19 protein-coding genes are annotated in these 21,706 nt (G+C 71.8%); 11 read left to right on the forward strand and 8 right to left on the reverse strand.

The window, feature by feature from the left end:
* Positions 1–40: 40 nt before the first annotated feature.
* The 3 genes from L3i22_RS13650 to L3i22_RS13660 all read right to left on the reverse strand — a co-directional run bounded on the left by L3i22_RS13650 (position 41) and on the right by L3i22_RS13660 (position 3,432).
* Complete coding sequence (locus L3i22_RS13650; RefSeq protein ID WP_221327329.1) at positions 41–1,621, reverse strand: hypothetical protein; 1,581 nt, start codon at positions 1,619–1,621, stop codon at positions 41–43.
* A gap of 66 nt (positions 1,622–1,687) precedes the next feature.
* The gene (locus L3i22_RS13655; protein ID WP_221327330.1) at positions 1,688–2,350 is read right to left on the reverse strand and encodes a response regulator transcription factor; all 663 of its coding nucleotides are present in this window, start codon (positions 2,348–2,350) and stop codon (positions 1,688–1,690) included.
* Positions 2,347–3,432, reverse strand: a complete 1,086-nt coding sequence (locus tag L3i22_RS13660) for a sensor histidine kinase (RefSeq protein WP_221327331.1) — start codon at positions 3,430–3,432, stop codon at positions 2,347–2,349. Before L3i22_RS13660 ends, L3i22_RS13655 begins: the two co-directional genes overlap by 4 nt.
* A gap of 89 nt (positions 3,433–3,521) precedes the next feature.
* On the opposite strand from L3i22_RS13660, the gene L3i22_RS13665 reads away from it, so the two are divergent.
* Positions 3,522–5,417, forward strand: a complete 1,896-nt coding sequence (locus L3i22_RS13665; protein WP_221327332.1) for a propionyl-CoA synthetase — start codon at positions 3,522–3,524, stop codon at positions 5,415–5,417.
* Between the two features lie 183 nt (positions 5,418–5,600).
* Here L3i22_RS13665 and L3i22_RS13670 read toward each other — a convergent pair whose 3' ends face one another.
* Positions 5,601–7,382, reverse strand: a complete 1,782-nt coding sequence (locus tag L3i22_RS13670; protein WP_255658202.1) for a sulfatase-like hydrolase/transferase — start codon at positions 7,380–7,382, stop codon at positions 5,601–5,603.
* 94 nt (positions 7,383–7,476) lie between these two features.
* Between L3i22_RS13670 and L3i22_RS13675 the strand changes: the two genes are divergently transcribed.
* From L3i22_RS13675 to L3i22_RS13710, 8 genes are read left to right on the forward strand one after another with little or no spacing between them, the layout of a single operon-like run.
* On the forward strand, positions 7,477–8,433 hold the full coding sequence (locus L3i22_RS13675; protein WP_221327333.1) for a hypothetical protein: 957 nt from the start codon (positions 7,477–7,479) through the stop codon (positions 8,431–8,433).
* Between the two features lie 53 nt (positions 8,434–8,486).
* Positions 8,487–10,112 carry an ABC transporter substrate-binding protein gene (locus L3i22_RS13680; protein ID WP_221327334.1) on the forward strand — a complete coding sequence of 542 codons (1,626 nt, stop codon included), beginning with the start codon at positions 8,487–8,489 and terminating at the stop codon, positions 10,110–10,112.
* Positions 10,109–11,008 (forward strand): ABC transporter permease, encoded by a 900-nt coding sequence (locus L3i22_RS13685; RefSeq protein WP_221327335.1) that lies wholly within the window; start codon positions 10,109–10,111, stop codon positions 11,006–11,008. Before L3i22_RS13680 ends, L3i22_RS13685 begins: the two co-directional genes overlap by 4 nt.
* A gap of 3 nt (positions 11,009–11,011) precedes the next feature.
* The gene (locus L3i22_RS13690; RefSeq protein WP_221327336.1) at positions 11,012–11,866 is read left to right on the forward strand and encodes an ABC transporter permease; all 855 of its coding nucleotides are present in this window, start codon (positions 11,012–11,014) and stop codon (positions 11,864–11,866) included.
* Positions 11,863–13,389, forward strand: a complete 1,527-nt coding sequence (nikE, locus tag L3i22_RS13695; protein ID WP_221327337.1) for an ABC transporter ATP-binding protein — start codon at positions 11,863–11,865, stop codon at positions 13,387–13,389. The genes L3i22_RS13690 and nikE overlap by 4 nt, the downstream gene beginning before the upstream one ends.
* Positions 13,386–14,384 (forward strand): LLM class flavin-dependent oxidoreductase, encoded by a 999-nt coding sequence (locus L3i22_RS13700; protein ID WP_221327338.1) that lies wholly within the window; start codon positions 13,386–13,388, stop codon positions 14,382–14,384. The genes nikE and L3i22_RS13700 overlap by 4 nt, the downstream gene beginning before the upstream one ends.
* Positions 14,377–15,660, forward strand: a complete 1,284-nt coding sequence (locus tag L3i22_RS13705; RefSeq protein ID WP_221327339.1) for an LLM class flavin-dependent oxidoreductase — start codon at positions 14,377–14,379, stop codon at positions 15,658–15,660. Before L3i22_RS13700 ends, L3i22_RS13705 begins: the two co-directional genes overlap by 8 nt.
* Before the next feature lie 5 nt (positions 15,661–15,665).
* Complete coding sequence (locus L3i22_RS13710; protein WP_221327340.1) at positions 15,666–16,781, forward strand: LLM class flavin-dependent oxidoreductase; 1,116 nt, start codon at positions 15,666–15,668, stop codon at positions 16,779–16,781.
* Here the strand turns inward: L3i22_RS13710 and L3i22_RS13715 are convergent.
* The 4 genes from L3i22_RS13715 to L3i22_RS13730 form a co-directional block, all read right to left on the reverse strand.
* A complete protein-coding gene (locus L3i22_RS13715) occupies positions 16,778–17,044 on the reverse strand; it encodes a hypothetical protein (protein WP_221327341.1) in 267 nt (88 codons plus the stop codon). The two genes, L3i22_RS13710 and L3i22_RS13715, sit on opposite strands and share 4 nt — an antisense overlap.
* Before the next feature lie 194 nt (positions 17,045–17,238).
* On the reverse strand, positions 17,239–17,997 hold the full coding sequence (locus L3i22_RS13720) for an ABC transporter ATP-binding protein (RefSeq protein WP_221327342.1): 759 nt from the start codon (positions 17,995–17,997) through the stop codon (positions 17,239–17,241).
* Positions 17,984–19,003: a glycine betaine ABC transporter substrate-binding protein gene (locus tag L3i22_RS13725; RefSeq protein ID WP_221327343.1), complete on the reverse strand. Its 1,020-nt coding sequence runs from the start codon at positions 19,001–19,003 to the stop codon at positions 17,984–17,986. The genes L3i22_RS13720 and L3i22_RS13725 overlap by 14 nt, the downstream gene beginning before the upstream one ends.
* 12 nt (positions 19,004–19,015) lie before the next feature.
* Entirely contained in the window at positions 19,016–19,870 is an 855-nt protein-coding gene (locus tag L3i22_RS13730; RefSeq protein WP_221327344.1) for an ABC transporter permease, read from the reverse strand.
* A gap of 155 nt (positions 19,871–20,025) precedes the next feature.
* Between L3i22_RS13730 and L3i22_RS13735 the strand changes: the two genes are divergently transcribed.
* Both L3i22_RS13735 and L3i22_RS13740 read left to right on the forward strand, forming a co-directional pair.
* Positions 20,026–20,940 (forward strand): amino acid ABC transporter permease, encoded by a 915-nt coding sequence (locus L3i22_RS13735; RefSeq protein ID WP_221327345.1) that lies wholly within the window; start codon positions 20,026–20,028, stop codon positions 20,938–20,940.
* Entirely contained in the window at positions 20,937–21,692 is a 756-nt protein-coding gene (locus tag L3i22_RS13740; protein ID WP_221327346.1) for an amino acid ABC transporter ATP-binding protein, read from the forward strand. Before L3i22_RS13735 ends, L3i22_RS13740 begins: the two co-directional genes overlap by 4 nt.
* Positions 21,693–21,706 lie beyond the last annotated feature (14 nt).

Consider the following 21,706-nt stretch of genomic DNA (forward strand, 5'->3'; position numbering starts at 1 on the left):
ACGTATGCAGTGCACGAATCAACCATCAACATTGATCCAGTCAACGTGTCGCATCAACATGTGCACTCTCGCCCTCGGGCCGCCGTGCCGCTGCGGTCAGGCGGCGTAGCGCGGTCGCGCCCAGCGTGACGGTGAGCAGGATCAGCGCGCCGAGGAACGCGCGGTCCGGCCAGGTCCCGGCGTTGGCGATCAGGCCGAAGACGGCGTGGCCGGCGGTCGCGCCGAGGGCGGCGGCGAACAGGTGGGCCGGGGTCCAGGACGCGGCGGCGGTCCAGCGGCGCAGCAGCAGGCCCGCGACCAGCGTGATCACCGCGGCGGCGGTCATCGGGGCGAACGCCCAGGCGCCGTGGGTGAAGAACGACTGCTCCGCACCGGCGAACGGGAACAGCAGAGCGACGAATGCGAACGCGGCGACAGCGGTCACGACAGCGGTCGCCGCGGGGGAGAGTACCCGGGCCGGGGTGGCCGTTGCGGGCGAGGCCGGCCGGTCCGCGGCGGTCGTCGTGGGGGCGGGCGCGTGGGATGCAGGGGCTGTTGGGTGGGTGGGCGCGTGGGATGCAGGGGCTGTCGGGTGGGCGGGTGCGTGGGGTGCGGTGGCTGCCGGGTGGGCGGGCTTGCGGCGTACGGCGAAAGCGGTGACCGTGACCAGCAGCGTCACCGTGAGGATGGCCGCGGCCGTGAGTGGCGGCATGGTGTAGTTCGGGTCTTCCGAAGGAAGGACCGTGAAATGGACCAGGAGCGCGCCCAGCGTGGCGACGGTCCCGGCGATGATCAGACCGCCCCGGCGGAGGTATGGGCGGTGGCCGTGCCCGGCGAACAGCAGCTCGGTCAGGACGATCGGGATCGTGATGCTGAAGACCGGGTGGTAGATCAGGTTCAGCTCGGTGTAGGCAGTGTTGACGCCGAGCAGCCGGGGTGCCCACTGCGCCGCGTGGTAGATCGTCGGGCTGGTCAGGCTCTGCAGGACCAGGCCCTCCTCGACCAGGCCGTAGGCCAGGCCCAGCAGCAGCATCGTCGGGAGGCCGCGGCCGGTGCGGCGGGTCACCTCGCGGATCAGCAGCGAGCCGGCGCCGTAGATCGGGATGAAGATCGGGAACGCCCAGAGCTGGCCCACCGGGATATTGCCGAGCATCAGCTCGGCGATCACCGGGGCGAGCAGGATCAGCGTCCAGGCGGCCTTGCGGTTGCGCGGGCGGGTGTCGGCCGGGACCGGGGCGTCGAACGCGGACCGGACGGTCCGCAGGTTGACCGTGATCACCAGCGCGGCCAGGAGCAGCAGCTGGACGCCCTCGGCGATCCGGAGCCAGACCGGATATTCCGCGCTGAGCAGGAGCCAGGCGACGCCGAGCAAGCCGGCGGCGGAGACGATCCGGACCCGGCGCAGTGCCCGCGGATCACCGCGGAGGAGCTGGCGGACGAACCGGATGTAGAGGGCGGCGACCAGCAGGATCGGCAGCGGGCGGGTCCAGAGCGTCCGGGACAGCGCGGCGAGGTCCGCGCTCGGGTGGTGTTCGTGCTGGTAGGCGAGGATCGGGCCGTGCAGCAGCAGGGTGGTCAGTGCGACGATCACGCTGACCGCGAGGTTGGTGACGAGCAGGGCGACGACGGTCTTCTTGGTCATGGTTCGACGCTAGGAATCCCGTCGGTCCGGATCCTCCGGCGGGAGACGGGTCTTGGTACTACGACTTCAGGATGAGCGCGGCCGGACCACGCCGAGATCGTAGGCCAGCACCACCGCCTGCACCCGGTCCCGGACGTCGAGTTTCCGCAGGACGGCGGAGACGTGGGTCTTCACGGTCGCCTCGGTGACGGTCAGGTGGGCGGCGATCTCCGCGTTCGACGCGCCGCGGGCCAGCAGCTCCAGCACCTCGCGCTCGCGGCCGGTCAGCCGGTCCAGGCGGGCGTCCGCGCCGGGCGGGGTCATGTCCGCGGCGACGAAGTGGTCCAGCAGCCGGCGGGTCGCGGTCGGCGCGAGCAGGGCCTCGCCGCGGGCGACCACCCGGATCGCTTCCGCCAGGTCGGCCGGGCGGACGTCCTTGAGCAGGAAACCGCTGGCCCCGGCGCGCAGCGCGGCGTAGAGCGACTCGTCCAGGTCGTAGGTGGTCAACATGATCACGCGGGGCGCGTCCGGGGCCGCGGTGAGCTTCGCGGTGGCGGCCAGGCCGTCCATCCCGGGCATCCGGACATCCATCAGTACGACGTCGGGCCGGGTCTGGGCCACGAGACGCAACGCCTGCTCGCCGTCGCCGGCTTCGCCGACCACCGCCAGGTCGTCGCGCGCCTCGATGATCATGCGGAAGCCGACGCGGACCAGCGCCTGGTCGTCGACGATCAATACCCGGATGGTCACTGTCCGGCCTTCCACGGCAGGTGGGCGTGCACGAGGAAACCGCCGCTCGGGCCGGGTTCCGCGGTCAGGGTGCCGCCGAGGAGAGCGGCCCGCTCCCGCATGCCGCGGATCCCGTTGCCGGGCGTGTCCGCAGCCTTGTTCCGGCCGTCGTCCTGCACGGTGACCTCCACCCGCGTCTCGGTGATCCGGACCAGAACGTCCGCCTCTGTCGCGTCGGCGTGCCGGAGCGTGTTGGTCAGCGCCTCCTGCACGATCCGGTAGGCGCACAACTGCACCCCGGCCGGCGGCTCCCCATCGCCCTCCCGGTGCACGGTCACGGTCAGGCCGGCCGCGGTCATCGTGCCGGCGAGCGGCTCGATCGCGGCCAGTCCCGGTTGCGGCGGCGAGTCATGCGGATCGGCCCGGACCGCACGCAGGAAGGTCCGTAATTCGGCCAGGGCCTCGCGTCCGGCCGCCTCGGTCCGCCGGATCGCGGCCCGGGCCTGATCGGGGTGGCGGTCGAACACGTCGTCGGCGGCCGCGGCCTGCACCACCATCACCGACACCGTGTGGGACAGCACGTCGTGCAGCTCCCGGGCGATCCGGCCACGCTCCTCCAGCACCGCCTGCCGCTGCTCCGCCTCCCGGCGCGCCCCGCGGGCCCGGCCGAGCGCGCCCCAGCTCCAGGCCAGCAGCGACGCCGCCAGCCAGCCGCCGGCCAGCCCCCACCGGCCCTGGAGGGCGGCCGGTGCGCAGACCGTGACGACCGTGGCGGCGAGGACCCACAGGCTCTCGCCGGCCGGCCGCGCCCAGGCGTAGGTGCACAGCACCACGAACGCCAGCCCGGCCCCGAGCCCCGGCACCAGCAGCTGCAGGACCGCGCCGGCCACCAGGATCCCGGCGGTGACGGTGCGCGGCGAACGGTCCAGCCGGCTGAGCGCGGCGACCTGCCCGGCGGCCAGCAGGACGGCGGCGGTCCGCGCGAGAACCGGCTGCGGGCCGGCGGTCGCGAGCCACAGCACCGGCGAGACCAGCACCGCGGCGAGCACGAGCAGCGCCCGGCGCCAGCGCGGCGTCAGCGTGGCCTGATAGCCGTCCCCCATGTACCGGAACCCTACTTCCTGACCGTGCCGGAACTACCGGGGAGTGAAGCCGGGTGGACAAAGCGGCCATCCCGGCGCAGCGTCACCTCATGGCTGACTACCGGCAGACCTACCAGCGCAGCATCAGCGATCCCGAGGGGTTCTGGCGGGACGCCGCCGAGGGCATCGACTGGCACGTGCCGCCGACCCGGATCCTGGACGACAGCGAGGCCCCGATCTTCCGCTGGTATCCCGACGCCGAGCTGAACACCTGCCACAACGCGCTCGACCGGCACGTCGGCGAGGGGCACGGGGAGCGGGCGGCGCTGATCCACGACAGCCCGGTCACCGGGGTGACGCGGACGTATTCGTACCGGGAGCTGCGCGACGAGGTCGCCAAGTTCGCCGGGGCCCTGCGCCGGCTCGGGGTCGGGCGCGGGGACCGCGTGGTGATCTACATGGCGATGGTGCCGGAGACGGTGATCGCGATGCTCGCCTGCGCCCGGCTCGGCGCGGTGCACTCGGTGGTCTTCGGCGGCTTCGGGGCCCGCGAGCTGGCTGCCCGGATCGACGACGCGCGTCCGAAAGTGATCGTGGCGACGTCGTGCGGGATCGAGGCCGGGCGGGTGATCCCCTACCAGCCGATGCTGGACGCCGCCCTCGACGCCGCCACCCACGTCCCGGACCGGCGGGTGATCCTGCAGCGCCCCGAGCACCCCGCCGCCCTGCTCCGGGAACGCGACCTGACCTGGGCCGAGGCGATCGCCGACGCGGAGCCCGCCGAATGCGTCCCGGTGCGCGCGACCGATCCGCTGTACATCCTGTACACCTCCGGGACGACCGGGCGACCCAAGGGCGTGGCCCGCGACAACGGCGGCCACGCGGTCGCGTTGCGGTGGTCGATGGAGAACATCTTCGGGGTACGGGCGGGCGAGGTGTTCTGGGCCGCGTCCGACGTCGGGTGGGTCGTCGGCCACTCGTACATCGTCTACGGGCCGCTGCTCGCCGGTGCCACGACCGTGCTCTACGAGGGCAAGCCGGTCGGCACCCCGGACGCCGGCGCCTTCTGGCGGGTCGCCGCGCAACACCGTGTGACCTGCATGTTCACCGCGCCGACCGGGTTACGTGCGATCCGCAAGGAAGATCCTGAGGGCAAACACCGTTCGGCGTACGACCTGAGCGCGCTCCGCCTGCTCTTCCTCGCCGGGGAGCGCCTCGACCCGCAGACCTACCGCTGGGCCGGCGAGCTGCTCGGCGTGCCGGTGATCGACAACTGGTGGCAGACCGAGACCGGCTGGCCGATCGTGGCGAGCCCGCGCGGGATCGAGGCGTTGCCGACGAAGCCGGGATCGCCGTCGGTGCCGATGCCGGGCTATCGGGTACGGGTCGTCGACGAGTCCGGAAATGATCTGCCGCCCGGGGCGGAGGGCGCGATCGTGCTCGGGCTGCCGCTGCCACCCGGGTGCCTGCCGACGCTGTGGCGGGACGACGAGCGGTACGTGCGGTCGTACCTGACGGCGTTCCAGGGCAACTATCTGACCGGGGACGGCGGGCGCTTCGACGAGGACGGCTACCTGTACGTCCTGGGCCGCACCGACGACGTGATCAACGTGGCCGGGCATCGGCTGTCGACGGGCGCGATGGAGGAGGTCCTCGCCGGGCATCCGGCGGTCGCCGAGTGCGCGGTGATCGGCGTGCACGACCCGGTGAAGGGGCAGGCGCCGCGCGCGTTCGTGGTCCTCAAGTCCGGCGCCGGCGGGACCGATCCGGCCGCGGTGGCCACGCTGGCCGCGGACCTGGTCGCCCGGGTCCGCGCGCAGATCGGCCCGGTCGCCGCGCTGCGCCGGGTCGACGTGGTCCCGGCCCTGCCGAAGACCCGCTCCGGCAAGATCCTCCGCGCCACCATGCGCGGCCTCGCCGACGGCGCCGACACCCCGATCCCGTCCACCATCGAGGACCCCGCCGTCCTCGACGCCTTGCGCCCACTCCTGCGCCCGGCCGACTGAGCCTCCCGGACAGGACTCCCAGGGGTTCGGGTTTGGGGTAAACCGTGCCCACCCGCGGACGTCGCCCTGGAGGGCCTCGCGTTCTGGGCGCGCCAGCGCCCTGCGAGGACCGGAAGGGTCCCCGCGGGAGCGGCGGTCTGTACCCCGGCGGACCGGGGCAATGATGAAGTTGATTCTGGTCTTTTAGTGGTTTGTTCCGCCGGGGCCCATCGCGGTGAGGAACTTGTCGCGGAAGGCGTTCATCGGCCAGACCGGCGCGTCGTGGGCCGGCTTGAGGCCGTCGGTCCAGCCCCAGTTGGCGATGCGGTCGAGGACGGCCGGGTCCTTGGCGATGATCGTGATCGGGACGTCGTGGCTGGCGTCGTCGCCGGTGACGACCGGGGACGGCTGGTGGTCGCCCAGGTAGATCATGACCAGGTTGTCGTCGCCGTACTTGGCCACCCAGTCGGTCAGGGTGGTCAGCGTGTACTGGATCGACTTGCCGTACTGCTCACGGACGGTCGACGCGGCGGTCCAGATCTGCGCCTTGGACGGCTGCTTCTTGACGATCGCGTTGTAGACCGAGCCGTCGCCGACCTGGTCCCAGTCGATGAACTGGGGCAGCGGCGTCCACGGGGTGTGGCTGGAGACCAGCGGCATCTCGACGAAGAGCGGCTTGCGGCCGACCTTGCTGTACTCGTTCTCGCCGAACTTCTTCAGCGTGTACTGGTCCGGCATCGGCGCCCAGCTGAAGCGCGGGCCGTTGTAGCCGAGGTTGCGCGAGTCCCAGACCCGGTTGAAGCCGTAGAAGTTGCCCTCCGGCCAGGCCCGGGTGGCGCCCGGCATGACGCTGACCGTGTCCCAGCCGGCCGACCGGAACAGGTTCGGCAGGGTGAGCCGGTTGCTGGCGGTCAGGTTCCGGTACCGGCCCTGGTTGTTGATCCACAGGCCGGACATCGTGGTGGAGTGGGCCAGCCAGCTGCCGCCGCCGAACGTGGGCGAGGTGAGCCAGCCGCTGCGCGAGCTGAAGCCGGCCGCCTTGAGCTTGGCGGTGCCGGCCTCCAGGACCGGGTCGACGCCGGGGGCCAGGTTGGGGGCCTCGACGGCGTTGCGGCCGTAGCTCTCGACGAACGTGAGCATCACGTCCTTGCCGGTCAGGCCGGTGAGCAGTTGGTCGGCGGGGACGTTCTTGTACGCGTCGACCTGCACCTCCCGGTTGAACGCGGCCTCGTTCTGCAGGCCGGTGCGGGCCTGGCCGACCCGGTCCGCGGCGTACGACCAGGTGGTGCGCGCGGCCAGCGGCACGTTCGGGATCCGGCCGGGGATGCCGATCACGAAGGCGAGGCTCCACGCCAGCGCGATGACGCCGGCCGAGTAGGCGGCCCGGCGGCGGTCCTGGCCGAGCAGCCTGGTGATCCGCAGCATGGCCCAGACGGTCACCCCGAGCACGCCCGCGACCAGCAGCGCGATCCCGGCCAGTGACCCGATCAGGCCGGCCGTGCCGTAGGACTCGCGGACGTAGTCGTACGCGTCGTCGAAGAGCACCCAGTCCAGCACCGGGTCGAACGGCCGGGCCAGGAAGTAGAAGAAGCCGATGTCCAGGCACTTCTCGAGGACCAGCCAGCCGAGCACGACGGCGGTCACCGACGCGGCGATCCGCCGGGCCCGCAGCGGCAGCACGATCAGGACGGCGATGATGACCGCGGCCTCGATCGGGATGCGCTCGAAGCTGCCGGGGGTCAGGCGGCGCAGGATGTTCGGGAAGAGCAGCTCGCCGAAGATGATCCCGCCGGCGATGACGGTCAGGCCGTGCCGGATCGCGGGGTGTCGCAGGAAACGCCGGAAACGGCCGGGCCCCTCCGCGGGCTCGGCAGTCGCGGTGACCGGTTCTTCGGTCGCGGTGACCGGTTCGTCCGTTGCGATGGCCGGTTCCTCGTTCACGACGACCGGCTCTTCGTCCGGGTTCTGCTGGTCAGTCGGTTGCACTCCATGGTGAACGCGGATTCTCGGCGGATGGTTCAGTGCCGTGACCAACTCGCGGATCTTCTGGTTGCGTCTACAAAGGACTAGGCTGGTCACCGTGCGTGGCCGCTTGCTTCCTCTGCTGCTCAAGATTCTCGCGCTGTGGTTCGTCGCCACCGTGCTGGCCTGGCCGTTCGCGGTGCTGATGGAGGGCGGCGGTGACCCCGCCGAGGCGAATTGGGGCTATTTCTGGCTGTTGTTCACGCCGGTGGTCGCGGTCGCCATCGCGTGGTGGTACCGGCCGGCCAAGCTCGGCCTGCGCCCGGCGCCGCTGCTCGGCCGGGCCGCCGCGGTGCTGGCGGCGACCGCGCTGACCGTGGTCGCCTGGCACGCGGCCGGCATGCCGTGGTGGAGTCTGCCCGGGCTGGCCGGCGGCAACGTGCTGGTCGCGGTGCTGGCCTGCGTCGGGGCCTGGGCCGCGCTGGACCGGCTGCCCCCGGCGTACCTGGTCGGGCTCGGCGTGGGCACGCTGGCCGGGGCGATCCTGCTCGGTGTCTCGTTCGAGGCCGAGGGGCTGGCCGCGGTGGTCACCGGGTCGACCGTCGGGACCGGGGACGGGCTGCGGATCGGGGTGGCGCTGGCGATCGTCGAGCTGGCCGCGATCGCGGTGCTGCTGGTGGCGGTCTGGCGGCTGATCGACCTGTGGCGGACCGGCACGCTGGGCTTCGCGACCGACCGCAGCCGGGGGCACTGGCCGCCGAAGCCGGGCCAGATCTGGTTCGCCGACGTGCCGTTCGAGGAGTCGGCCGGCGAGTCGAAGGACCGGCCGGTCCTGGTGCTGCGGTCGGCCGGGCGGCAGGCCGAGATCCTGAAGATCACCAGTCAGGACAAGTCCGGCCACCCGGAGTTCTACCTGTTCCTGCCGCACGCCAAGTGGCGCCGGGTGCTGAGCAAGGACAGCTGGCTGGAGCTGCGCCCGCAGAAACTGGACTACCACCGGTTCCGGGACCAGCGGGGCCTGGCCCGGTTCGGCACGCTGCGGATCGTGAGGCGCCGCCGGAGAGCGACGTCATAGCTCCTTGCCATTTTCCTATGTGACCTATAGGAAATAGGGAGAGGAGGTCGTCCATGCGCCACTTTCCCGCCATCGTCGTCACCACCCTGCTGCTGGTCGCCGGCTGTTCCGCCGGCACGTCGGCCAGCAGCGCCGACGCCGGCAAACCGGTCAGCGGCGGCTCGCTGACCTGGGCCGTCGAGACCGAGCCGATCACGTTCAACCCGCACCAGTACGCCCAGGCCAAGGCCCGCCTGCTGGTCTGGAACAGCTTCGAGGCCCTGCTCACCCACGACGACCGGGGCGGTTACCTGCCCTGGCTGGCCAGCGCCTACCAGGTCTCGCCGGACGGGAAGACGTACACCTTCACGCTGCGCACCGGCGTCACCTTCTCGGACGGCACGACGTTCGACGCCGCCGCGGTCAATGCCAACATCGACCAGCTGCTCGTGCCGAACTACGCGCCCGGCGTCGCCGCCGTCCAGCTCAAGAACCTGGACAAGGTCGAGGTCAAGGACGCTTCCACGGTCGTCTTCCGGCTCAAGAAGCCGGACGTGCTGATCCTGGACTTCGTCTCCTCGCCGCAGGGCGCGCAGATCTCGCCGAAGTCGCTGAAGGCGGCGAAGAACCTCAAGGCCGGTGGCCCGGAGCTGGCCGGGACCGGCCCGTTCGTGCTGGACCGGTACACCCCCGGTCAAGAGGTGCACTTCACGAAGAACCCGGCGTACAACTGGGCGCCGGCGAATGCCGGACACAGCGGTCCGGCCTACCTCGACGGGATCACCTACCGGTTCCTCAAGGAGTCGTCGGTCCGGGTCGGCGCGCTGACCTCCGGCCAGGTCCAGATCATCGAGGGCGTCCCGGCCACCGACGAGTCCCTGATCAGCGCGAACCCGGATCTGGCGCTGCGGCGCGGGCTGAACTCCGGGTCGGCGTACTCGTACTACTTCAACACCGCGCACGCGCCGTTCGACGACGTCGAGGTCCGGCAGGCGTTCCGCGCGGCGCTCGACGTGCCCGCGGTGCTCACCGGGGTCTACCGGAACACCGCGACCCGGGCGTGGAGCGTGATCGGACCGACCAGTCCCTTCTACGACAAGTCGCTGGAGAACACCTACGGCGGCGATGCCGCCAAGGCCGGCCGGCTGCTGGACCGGGCGGGCTGGTCGGTCAAGGACGCCGAGGGCTTCCGGACAAAAGACGGAAAACGATTGACGGTACGACTCGTGCAGTCCGCGCCGTTCATCCGGGACCGCCGGGACGTGCTGGCCCAGGCGGTCCAGGCCGCGGTCAAGCAGAGCGCCGGCATCGACCTGCAGATCCAGCTCGTCGACCAGGGCACCGCGACCAAGGCGCTGGCCGACGGGGCGTACGAGCTGTTCGACAACTCGCGGGCCGACACCGATGCCGGCGCCGCGCTGAACCTGCTGCTCTACTCGACCGGCTCGATCAACCGGACCGGGTACCGGAGCCCCGAGCTGGACAAGCTGCTCGACGACGCGGTCGCCACCACCGATCCGGCGAAGCGCACCGAGCTGTATCGGCAGGTGCAGCAGCTGGTGGTCACCGATCAGGCGCTGGTGCAGCCGCTCTACGCGCCGCAGGACCAGATCGCCGCGTCGAAGTCGGTCGGTGGCGTCGGATTCGAGCCGACCGCCGGGGTCCCGGTCGACGCGTACGACCTTTGGCTGAGCAAGTGATCACGGCGATCCTGCGCCGGGTGGGGGCGGGCGTGCTGGTCCTCTGGGCCGCCGCGACCGCCGCCTACCTGGCGCTGCTCGCCGCACCGGGGTCCACTGTCGACGCGATCATCGGCGACGGCGCCGACACCCCGGGGATCCGGGCGCAGATCATCGCCGAGTGGCACCTCGACCGCCCGGCCGTCGTGCGGTACCTGGACTTCCTCTGGCGCGCCGGGCACGGGGACCTGGGCCGGTCCTACCTGCTCCAGCGCCCGGTCGCGGAGGTGATCGGCAGTCAGCTGGCGCCGACCCTGAAGCTGGCCGGCGCCGCGGCGGTGTTCGGCGTCCTGCTCGCCCTGGTCTTCGCGATCGTGGCCCGCCGGCTCACCTCGACGTTCGGGCTGGTGCTGGTCTCCACCCCGCCGTTCCTGATCGGGATCGTGCTGCTCAGCGTCTTCTCGTTCCGGCTCGGCTGGTTCCCGGTCTCCGGCGACCGGAGCTTCGCCGCCCTGGTCCTGCCGGCGATCACGATGGGCCTGCCGATCGCCGGCACCCTCGCGCAGGTGCTGCGCGACGGCCTGGACCGGGCGCTCGACGAACCGTTCGCGGTCACCGCCCGGGCCCGCGGCCTGCGGGAGAGCGCGGTGCTGACCCGGCACGCGCTCAAGCACGCGCTGCTCCCGGCGGTGACCATGCTCGGCTGGTCGTTCGGCGTGCTGATCGGCGGCACGGTGATCATCGAGCAGGTCTTCGGGCGGCCCGGCCTCGGCCAGGTCACCGTGCAGGCGGTCAACTCCAGTGACCTGCCGGTGGTGCTCGCCGTGGTGATCCTCGCGGCCGCCGTCTTCGTCGTGGTCAACACCGTGACCGACCTCGCCTACCTGCTCATCGACCCACGGTTGCGAAGGAGCTGAGCGATGACGATCGCGCTGACCCGCCCCCGGGCCGCCCGCCTCGGCCGGCTGCGCGTGGGCCGGCCGGGAGTGGCCGTGTCCGCGGTGTTCCTGGCCCTCACCCTGCTCGCGGCGGCCTGGCCGGCGCTGCTCGCCGGCGACCCGCTGGCCGCCGATCCGCTGCACGTCCTGGCGGCCCCGTCCGGCGCCCACTGGTTCGGCACCGACCAGCTCGGCCGGGACGTGTTCGCCCGGGTCGTGCACGGCGCCCGGCACTCGCTGTCGATCGGGATCTCCGCCACCCTGATCGCGGTCGGCTCCGGGATCCTGCTCGGGCTGCTCGCCGGGCTCAGCCACAAGATCGCCGACGAGGCGCTCAGCCGGTCCTTCGACGCGCTCTCCGCGTTCCCGCTGGTCCTGCTCGCGCTGCTGTTCATCGCGATCGCCGGGACCGGCACCACCAGCCTGATCGTGGCGATCGGGGTGGCGCTGGTGCCGCACTTCGGGCGGGTGGTGCGGGCGCAGACGTTCGTGGTGCGGCGGGCGGCGTACGTCACGCACGCCGTCGCGTTCGGGACCTCCCGGTCCCGTCTGGTGCTGCGGCACGTGCTGCCCAACGTGCTCGGCCCGATCCCGGTGCTCGCGGTGCTCGGGCTCGGCGAGGCGATCCTGCTCGCGGCCGGCCTGAGCTTCCTCGGGATGGGTCCGCAACCGCCGTCGCCGGAGTGGGGCGCGATGATCTCCGAGGGCCGCGGTTACCTGCATATCGCCTGGTGGGCGTCGGTCCTGCCGGGGGTCGTGGTGACCCTCACGATCATCGCCCTGACCGTCGTCGGCCGCTTCCTGCAGCGCCGCTTCGAGGGACGGGAGCTCCCGTGATCCAGGTCGAGGATCTGCGGGTCACCTTCCACCTGCCCCGGCGCACGGTCGAGGCGGTCCGCGGGGTCAGCTTCCAGATCGAGCCCGGCGAGTGCGTCGCGATCGTCGGCGAGTCCGGCTCCGGCAAGAGCGTCACCGCCCGCAGCCTGGTCGGACTGGCCGGTCCGGGCGCGCGGGTCGACGCGGTCCGGTTGGCCGTGCACGGCCAGGACGCGCGTCGCTTCGCGCCCCGCGACTGGCGCCGGCTGCGCGGCGGCTTCGCCGGGCTGATCCTCCAGGACGCCCTGGTCTCCCTCGACCCGCTGCGCACGGTGGGCGCGGAGATCGCCGAGGTCCTGCGGGTCCATTCCGACAAAAACCGATTCGAGCGTACGAAGGAGGTCCGCCGCCTGCTCGACGAGGTCCACGTCCCGGAGCCGGACCGCCGGGCCCGGCAGTACCCGCACCAGCTGTCGGGCGGACTCCGGCAGCGCGCGCTGATCGCCTCCGCGCTGGCCGGCGGCCCGCGGCTGCTGATCGCCGACGAGCCGACGACCGCGCTGGACGCCACCGTCCAGGCCCAGATCCTGAACCTGCTCGCCGAGCGCCGGGCGGCGGGGGAGACCCTGCTGCTGATCAGCCACGATCTCGCCGTGGTCGCGAAACTCGCCGACCGGGTGCTGGTGATGAAGGACGGCCGGATCGTGGAGTCGGCCGCGACGAAGGTGCTTCTGTCCGGCGCTGATCACTCGTACACCAGGCAGTTGATCGCCGCCGCGAGCGGGAAGCGGCGCGGGACCACCGCCGAGCCCGGCCCGGTCGTCGCCGAGGCGACCGCGCTGCGCAAGGTCTACGGCGACCGGGCGGTGGTCCGCGACGTCGACGTCAGCATCCGGCGCGGCGAGATCGTCGGCCTGGTCGGCGAGTCCGGTTCCGGCAAGACCACCGTCGCGCAGCTGCTGTTCGGCCTCGTCGAGCCGACCTCCGGCCAGGTCAGATTCGAGGGGCAGCGGTTCAGCGGGGTGCCCGAGCGGGCCCGCCGGCCGGTGCGGCGGCGGCTGCAGCTGATCGCGCAGGACCCGCTGTCGGCGTTCGACCCGCGCTGGACCGTGCGGCGGATCGTCGCCGAGGCGCTGCCCCGCGGCGGGTCGGTGGCCCCGATCCTGGACCGGGTCGGGCTCGGCGAGGACGTGCTCGACCGCTATCCCCGGCAGCTCTCCGGCGGGCAGCGGCAGCGCGTCGCGATCGCCCGGGCCATCGCCCCGCGACCGAGTCTGATCATCTGCGACGAGCCGGTCTCCGCGCTCGACGTCTCGGTGCGGGCGCAGGTGCTCGACCTGCTCGCCGAGATCCGGGAGCGGGACGGGACGGCGCTGCTGTTCATCTCGCACGACCTCGGCGTGGTCCGCGATCTCGCCGACCGGGTCCTCGTCATGCGCGACGGGCAGGTCGTCGAGCAGGGCCCGTCGGTGTTCGAACAGCCCCGGCACGAGTACACCCGCCAGCTGCTGGCGGCCGTGCCCACCTTGGAGGTTTTGACGTGACAGTGCAGATTGCGGTCGCCCTCGACGACCGATCGTTCGCGGCGTCGCACTGGGCCGGCGCCGCGCGGCTGGCCGACGAGGCGCGGCTCGACTTCGTGACCTTCGACGACCGGTTCGGGCGGCCGGGTCCGGACGCCGTGCTGGTCGCGTCCTACGTCGCGCCGCTCACCCGGCACATCGGGCTGATCCCGGTCGCCACCACCACCCACACCGAGCCGTTCCACCTGTCCACCGCGCTGGCCACGCTCGACTACGTCAGCCACGGGCGGGCCGGCTGGCAGGTGCGGGTCTCCGCCGACCCGGCCGAGGCGGACCTGCTCGGGCGGCGGGCGCCGCTCGGCTTCGACGAGCTGTTCGCCGAGGCGCGCGACGCGGTCGAGGTGGTGCGCCGGCTCTGGGACAGCTGGGCGGAGGACGCGATCATCAAGGACGTGCCGACCGGCCGGTTCATCGACCGGGACCGGCTGCACTACATCGACTTCGCCGGGGCGTACTTCGCGGTGAAGGGCCCGTCGATCGTGCCGCGGCCGCCGCAGGGGCAGCCGGTGATCGCCGCGCTGACCCACGAGGCGCGGGTCTGGGAGAACCTGGACGCCGACGTGTACTTCGTGACGCCGTCCGACGTGGACAGCGCCGCGAAGATCGTCCGGCAGCTCCCGGCCGGGAAGAAGGTCTTCGCCGACCTCGTCGCGTTCCTCGACCCGGACCAGGAGACCGCGATCCGGCGGCGCGGGTCGGTCACCTCCGACGCGGCCGTCTTCGCCGGCACGCCGGCCCAGCTCGCCGACCTGATCGCCGGCTGGGCACCGGCCGGGATCGCCGGCGTCCGGCTGCGCCCGGGCACCCCCGACGATCTGACCGCCATCACCCGCGACCTCGTCCCGGTGCTCCGCGAGCGGGGCCTGTTCACCCCATCGACCGCCACCACGCTGCGCGAACGCCTCGGCCTGCCGGTGGCGGTCAACCGCTACTCCCCGGAGTCCGCCCATGCCTAAGCAGATCATCCTCGCCGCCCACTTCCCGGGCGTGAACAACACGACCGTCTGGAGCGATCCACGGTCCGGGAGCCAGATCGAGTTCGACTCCTTCGAACACCTCGCGCGGACCGCGGAGCGGGGAAAGTTCGACTTCTTCTTCCTGGCCGAGGGGCTGCGCCTGCGCGAGCAGCGGGGACTCATCCACGACCTGGACGTGGTCGGCCGCCCGGACACGCTGACCGTGCTCACCGCCCTGGCCGCGATCACCACCCACCTGGGACTGGCCGGGACGCTGAACGCCACCTTCCACGAGCCGTACGAGCTGGCCCGCCAGCTGGCGACGCTGGACCACCTCTCCGGCGGGCGGGCCGCGTGGAACGTGGTGACCTCGCACGGCGGGTTCTTCGGCGAGAACTTCCGGCGCGGCGGGTTCCTCGACCACGCCGACCGGTACGTGCGGGCCGGCGAGTTCATCGAGGCCGCCCGCACGCTCTGGGACACCGACGGCGGGGACTTCGCGATCGACAGCTCGCAGTTCGGCATCAAGGGGCGCTTCGGGGTGCCGCGCAGCCCGCAGGGTCACCCGGTGGTGCTGCAGGCCGGCGACTCCGCGGCCGGCCGGGACCTGGCCGCGCGGCACGCCGACGCGATCTTCTCGCGGCACCACAAACTCGAGGACGCTCAGCAGTTCTATCGCGACGTCAAGGGCCGGCTGCCGGCGTACGGCCGCGACGTTGACTCTCTGAAAATCATCCCCGGGGTGTCCTATGTCCTCGGGGACACCGACGCGGACGCGCAGGAGAAGGCGCACTACATCCGGCGGCAGCAGGTCACCCCGCAGACCGCGATCCTGCTGCTGGAACAGTTGTGGAACCAGGACCTGTCGTCCTACGACCCGGAAGGGCCGCTGCCGGCCGCCGACCCGGTGCTCGACGAGGACGACACGATCATCAAGGGGCGGGCCGGGATGTTCCCGGACCGGCTGAAGACCGCGACCGAGTGGCGCGCGCTCGCCGAGGCGAAGAAGCTGTCGATCCGGGACCTGGTCATCGAGGTGACCGGCCGGCAGAACTTCATCGGCACGCCGGCGCGGGTGGCCGCCCTGCTCGACGAGTACGTGCAGACCGACGCCTGCGACGGGTTCATCCTGGTCTCGCACCTGACGCCGGGCGGGCTCGACGACTTCGTCGACCAGGTGGTGCCGCTGCTGCAGGAGCGGGGCGTGTTCCGGACCGAGTACGAGTCGACGACGCTGCGCGGGAACCTGGGACTGCGCCAGCCGGAAGGGCGGTAGAGCCGATGTCCGTACCCCTCTCGATTCTCGACCTGGCCCCGCTGGTCTCCGGCGGCGACGTCGGCGACGCGCTGCGGCGCACCCTCGACCTGGCGCGCAGTGCCGAGCAGTTCGGCTACCACCGCTACTGGGTGGCCGAGCACCACTTCACGCCCGGTGTCGCGTCGGCCCAGCCGGCGCTGCTGCTCGGGCAGATCGCGGCGGTGACCTCGCGGATCCGGCTCGGGTCCGGGGCGGTGCAGACCGGGCACCAGACCGCGCTGTCGATCGTGGAGCAGTTCGGGCTGCTGGACGCGCTGTATCCGGGGCGGTTCGACCTGGGGCTGGGGCGCTCCGGGCAGGCGAAGAAGGAAGCCCTGCGCTTGCAGAGCGAGCCGGTGGTCGCCGAGGAGCGCGTCGTGGACGGGCTGCTCATCCCGAAACCGTTCTCCTGGGCGCCGATCTTCGCGTCCGACCGGACCGCGCTGGCGAGCAGCCTGCTGGCGCAGCCGGGGGCCGAGCCGCTCGGGCTCGACGAGATCCTCGACCAGATCTCCGGTCTGCTCGCCGGGCCCTATGCCGACGGCAAGGGCAATGCGGTCACCGCGGTGCCCGGGGCCGGCGCTGACCTGGAGATCTGGCTGCTCGGCAGCAGCGGCGGGGAGAGCGCCCGGACGGCCGGGGCGCGCGGTCTGCCGTTCGCCGCGAACTACCACGTGGCGCCGGCCAAGGTCCTCGAAGCGGCGGCTGCCTACCAGGAGTCGTTCGTGCCGTCGGCGAACCTGGCGAAGCCGCACCTGATGGTGTCCGCCGACGTGGTGGTCGCCGAGGACGACGCGACCGCCCGGCGGCTGGCCGCGCCCTATGCCCACTGGGTGCGCAGCATCCGGACCGGGCTCGGCGCGGTCCCGTTCCCCAGCGAGGCGGAGGCGGCCGCCGCCGCGTGGACCGACCACGACCGGGCGCTGGTCGCCGACCGGGTGGACACCCAGTTCGTCGGGTCGCCGTCGACGGTGGCGGCCAGGCTGGAGACGTTGCGCCGGGTCACCGGGGCCGACGAGCTGCTGGTCACCACGATCACCCACCGGCACGCGGACCGGGTCCGCTCCTTCGAACTCCTCGCCAAGGAGTGGGCCGGCTAGGGCTTGTCGTCGCGACGGTCGGACGCGGCGCGCATGGCTTCCCGCATGCGCGCGGCGTCCGCCTCGTAGTCGTCGATGTGTTTCTCGGCGCCGGCCGCGATGCCAGAAAGATCATTTTCTCCGGTACGGGCGTAGTGCAGCACCGCCCACACGATCAGGTCGGCGTCCTCCGGGTTCAACGGCAGCCCCCACCGCCGGATGAACGGCGCCATGGCCGCCTTGCCCCGCAGCAACTCATCGATGCTCACCGAAGGCTCAGTCATCCGCCGAGTGTGCCAGAACCTGCGCCGCCGGGTGCCCGTCCCGCCCCACACCCGCGCCCGCACCGTCCCGGCTGGCACTCACGGCTGTTTTTGCTGCTCCGGAGCAGCCGTGAGTGCCAGCCGGGTCCGCGAGCCGCGTGGCCGGCCGAGCCCGGCCGGGATCGCGCGACCCGCGTGCGGGCGGCTGGGTGGGGTCAGACCGTGGCGCGGTCGCGGATCGCGTGGCCGACCTCGGTGCGCAGGGCGGCGAACTCGGGGGAGCCGCGCAGCTCGTCCGCGGCGACGCCGGTGCGGGGCAGCCCGATCGGCAGGTCCAGCGCGATCTGCCCGGGCCGCGGCGTCAGCACCACCACCCGGCTGCCCAGGAACACCGCCTCGTCGACGCTGTGCGTGACGAACACGCAGGTGCGCCCGGAGTCCGCGCTGACCTGCCGCAGGTCGGCCTGCAGCCGCTCCCGGGTCAGCGCGTCCAGCGCCGCGAACGGCTCGTCCAGCAGCAGCAACGGGTTCTCGACGGCGAGGGCGCGGGCGATCGCCACCCGCTGCTGCTGACCGCCGGAGATCTGCCAGGTCCGGCGGGACGCGACGTCGTGCAGGCCGACCCGGGCCAGCAGTTCGTCGACGCGGGACGGCGCCGGGTCCAGGCCGGCGTAGCGCAGGGCGAGCGCGACGTTCCCGCCGACCGTCTTCCACGGGAACAGCCGCGGCTGCTGGAAGACCAGCCCGGCCCCGCGACCGGGCACCGGTGCGGCGCCGGCCGTGCGCACGGTCCCGGCGGTGGGCTGCTCGAACCCGGCGATCAGCCGCAGCAGCGTGCTCTTGCCGCAGCCGGACGCGCCGACCAGGACCAGGAACTCGCCGGCCGGCACGGTCAGGTCGACCGGCCCGACCGCGGTGACGTCCCCGTAGGCGTGCGTCACCGCGTCCAGGACGACGGCGTCAGCCGAGGACACTGGGCAACCCCGTCACGTAGATCGACTTCTTGACGGTGTCCAGGGTCGGCACCGCGTCGATCTTCTGCTGGGACTTGAGGAACTCGGCCGCGCTGACCAGGTTGTCGGCCAGCTTGCCGACGTTGTTCTCGGTGCCCAGCCACTCGGCCGAGGAGAGGTCCGCCGGCTTCAGGAAGACGCCCTGCTTGAGCTGGTTGAGCGCGTCGTCGGCGGAGAGGTTGAGCTCGGCGCCGACCGCCTTGGACGCGGCCGCCGGGTCGTTGGCGATCAGGTCCAGGGCCTGCGCCTCGACCTTGCGCCAGGCGTCGACCGCCTCCGGGTGCGCGCCGGCGAACGCGGTGGAGACCACGCCCAGGTCCAGCGTCGGCTTGCCGGCGGTGGCCAGCTGCTTGCTGCTGATCAGCACCTTGCCGGTCTTCTTCAGCTCGTCGAGCGAGGGCAGCCAGGTGTACGCCGCGTCCAGGTCACCCCGGGTCCACGCGGCCTGGATGTCCTGCGGCTCCAGGTCGACGATGGTCAGGTCGGTCTCCTTGAGGCCGGCCTGGTTCAGCGCGGCGAGCAGGCTGTAGTGCGCGGTCGAGGCGAACGGGGTGCCGACCTTCTTGCCCTTGAGCGAGGCGACGTCGGTGACGCCGCTGCCGTTGCGGGCGACCAGTGCCTCGTTGTCCCCGGCGACATCAAGGACGAAGGCCACCTGGTACGGAATGTTCAGCGGCGCCGAGAGTCCACGCGCGACCGGCGACGACCCGATCGCCGCGATGTCCAGACTTTTCGCGACAAAGGCCGTGTTGATCGACGCGCCGGAGTCGAACTTGGTCCAGGTGATCTGGTAGTCCGGGAGCGCCTTCTCCAGCAGCCCCTGATTCTTGACGATCAGGTCGCCGCTGGGGAACGCCTGGTAGGCGATCCGGATCGACTTCTTGGAAGCGTCGCCGCCCCCGCTGGCGGCACCGTTGCCGCAGGCCGCGAGGAACAGAACCGACAAAAGCGCAACAACCTTTTTCATGGGGAAAAATCCTTAACTAATGCCCCGCCACGGAATCAGCCGTTCCTCGGCGATCCGCAACAGGGCGTCGATGAGCAGGCCGGACAGCCCGATGGCGAAGAGTCCGAGCACGACCACGTCGGTCTGCGAGTAGCGCTGGGCGTCGCGGACCATGCCGCCGATGCCGGGCACGCCGTTGATCGTCTCGGCGGCGACCACCGACGAGTACGCCACGCCGACCGCCAGCCGGATCCCGGTGAAGATCTCCGGCAGCGCGCTGGGCAGCACCACGTCCCGGATCGACTGCCACCGGCTCGCGCCGAGCGCGCGGGCCGCCTCGACCAGCCCGGACGGCGCGTTGTGCACGGCGGCCGCGGTGGCGACCGCGACCGGCGGCAGCGCGGCGATGGAGAGCAGCCACAGCTTCGGGGTCTCGTCGATGCCGAACCAGATGATGAACAGGCTGAAGTACGCCAGCGGGGGCAGCGCCCGGACGAACGTGACCACCGGCTCGGCGACCACGCGCAGCCAGCCGACCGTGCCGAGCAGCACGCCGATCAGCAGGCCGCCGGCCACGCCGATGGCCGAGCCGATCAGGATCCGCCGCAGGCTGACGCCCAGGTGCTCGATGAGCAGGTGGCCGCTGTAGCCGCGGACGCCGTCGTGCACGGTCGAGGTGACGATCAGCTGGTGCCAGACCGCGCCGGGACCCGGGATGAACGTCGGATTGTTCAGGGTCCGGGCGGTGATCTCCCAGAGGACGTAGAGGACCAGTAACGCGAGCAGCCGGAGGGCGACCCGGCGGCGCAGGCCGCCGCCGGGCGCGAGCGCCGCTGCCGTCTTCGCGGCGCGCTCCGGCGCCGGAGCGGGGGCAAGCAAGGTGGTCACAGGAAGCTCCAGGCAGAGGTGCGCGGGAATGCCTGCTATTCCTATCGTACCCATGGGGTTAGAGGCAATACCGCAACACCTCGCAACCTTCTCGTAAAACATATTAGACCGATAGGACTTGTGGGCGATCCGGGAACGTCCCTACCGTGATCGGCGTGAGCGTCCTATCTCCACCACGAGAGGCCGGCCCGGCCACGGCCGGCGACGAGGTCGTGGTCCCCGCCCGTCATCCCTGGCGCTGGGCCGGCACCGCCCTGGTGCTGATCCTGCTCGCCCAATTCGCCCACGGCCTGGCCACCAACCCCGGTTGGGACTGGTCCACCTTCACCGGCTACTTCTTCGAGAAGTCGGTGCTGGGGGCCCTGCTGCTGACCGTCGAGCTGACCCTGGCCGGCGCGGTGCTCGGCTTCCTCGGCGGCATCCCGCTCGCCGCGATGCGGCTCTCCCACAATCCGGTCCTCGCGGCGGTGAGCTGGACCTACATCTGGGTGTTCCGGTCCGTGCCGCTGATCGTGCAGCTGCTGTTCTGGGCCAACCTCGGCTACCTCTACGACAAGCTGCAGATCGGCATCCCGTTCGGGCCCGGCTGGTCGTTCAGCACGGCCGGCCTGGTCAGCTCGTTCGGCGCGGCGCTGCTCGGGCTGGCGCTGCACGAGGCCGCGTTCGCCGGCGAGATCATCCGCTCCGGCCTGCTCAGCGTCGACCAGGGCCAGCACGAGGCGGCGGCCGCGCTGGGCCTGCCCCGGCACCGGCAGTTCGTCCGGATCGTGCTGCCGCAGGCGATGCGGGCGATCCTGCCGAACGCCGCGAACCTGCTGGTCAACCTGCTCAAGAGCACGTCCATCGTGTACGTGCTGGCGATCGGTGAGCTGTTCTACCAGGTCCAGGTGATCTACGGCCGGAACGGGCGGGTGGTGCCGCTGCTGCTGGTCGCCACCGTCTGGTACGTCATCCTCACCGCCCTGCTCAGCGTCCTGCAGTACTACGTGGAGCGCTACTTCGCCCGGGGCGCGCTGCGCACCCTGCCACCGACCCCGTTCCAGCGACTGAGGGCGGCGATCCGCAGATGATCGAGCTGACCGGCGTGCACAAGTCCTTCGGCACCCTCGAAGTGCTGCGCGGCATCGACCTCACCGTGCGGCCGGGCACGGTCACCGTGATCCTCGGCCCGTCCGGCTCCGGCAAGTCCACGCTGCTGCGCAGCATCAACCACCTGGAGAAGGTGGACCGCGGCCGGGTCCGGGTCGACGGCGAGCTGATCGGCTACCGCCAGGCCGGCAACAGGCTGCACGAGCTCAGCGAGCGCCAGATCCTCAAGCAGCGCGCCAGGATCGGCTTCGTCTTCCAGAACTTCAATCTCTTCCCGCACCTCACCGCCCTGGAAAACGTTGCCGAGGCGCCGATCTCCGCCTTGAGGAAAAACAAGCTTGCGACGTACGAACGAGCCCACGCCCTGCTCGACCGGGTCGGGCTCGCGGACAAGGCCGACGTCTACCCGCGCCAGTTGTCCGGCGGCCAGCAGCAGCGGGTCGCGATCGCGCGCGCCCTGGCCCTGGAACCCCGGCTGATCCTGTTCGACGAGCCCACGTCCGCCCTCGACCCGGAACTCGTCGGCGAGGTCCTGGACGTGCTGCGGGACCTGGCCGCGGCCGGCACCACGATGATCGTGGTGACGCACGAGATCGGGTTCGCCCGGGAAGCCGCCGACACGGTGATCTTCATGGACGAGGGCCGGATCGTCGAGCAGGGACCGCCCGGCCAGGTGCTCGACCATCCCCGGCACGGGCGGACCAAGGCTTTCCTCTCCGCAGTTCTCACCTAGAAAACAGGAGTGCT

The sequence above is a fragment of the Actinoplanes sp. L3-i22 genome (genome assembly GCF_019704555.1).
Classification (GTDB): domain Bacteria; phylum Actinomycetota; class Actinomycetes; order Mycobacteriales; family Micromonosporaceae; genus Actinoplanes.

Coding starts and splice junctions, on each gene's coding strand:
- L3i22_RS13690 (WP_221327336.1), top strand. CDS start 11,012: ATGACGATCGCGCTGACCCGCCCCCGGGCCGCCCGCCTCGGCCGGCTG.
- L3i22_RS13715 (WP_221327341.1), bottom strand. CDS start 17,044: ATGACTGAGCCTTCGGTGAGCATCGATGAGTTGCTGCGGGGCAAGGCG.
- L3i22_RS13665 (WP_221327332.1), top strand. CDS start 3,522: ATGGCTGACTACCGGCAGACCTACCAGCGCAGCATCAGCGATCCCGAG.
- L3i22_RS13650 (WP_221327329.1), bottom strand. CDS start 1,621: ATGACCAAGAAGACCGTCGTCGCCCTGCTCGTCACCAACCTCGCGGTC.
- L3i22_RS13660 (WP_221327331.1), bottom strand. CDS start 3,432: ATGGGGGACGGCTATCAGGCCACGCTGACGCCGCGCTGGCGCCGGGCG.
- L3i22_RS13725 (WP_221327343.1), bottom strand. CDS start 19,003: ATGAAAAAGGTTGTTGCGCTTTTGTCGGTTCTGTTCCTCGCGGCCTGC.
- L3i22_RS13705 (WP_221327339.1), top strand. CDS start 14,377: ATGCCTAAGCAGATCATCCTCGCCGCCCACTTCCCGGGCGTGAACAAC.
- L3i22_RS13680 (WP_221327334.1), top strand. CDS start 8,487: ATGCGCCACTTTCCCGCCATCGTCGTCACCACCCTGCTGCTGGTCGCC.
- L3i22_RS13740 (WP_221327346.1), top strand. CDS start 20,937: ATGATCGAGCTGACCGGCGTGCACAAGTCCTTCGGCACCCTCGAAGTG.
- L3i22_RS13710 (WP_221327340.1), top strand. CDS start 15,666: ATGTCCGTACCCCTCTCGATTCTCGACCTGGCCCCGCTGGTCTCCGGC.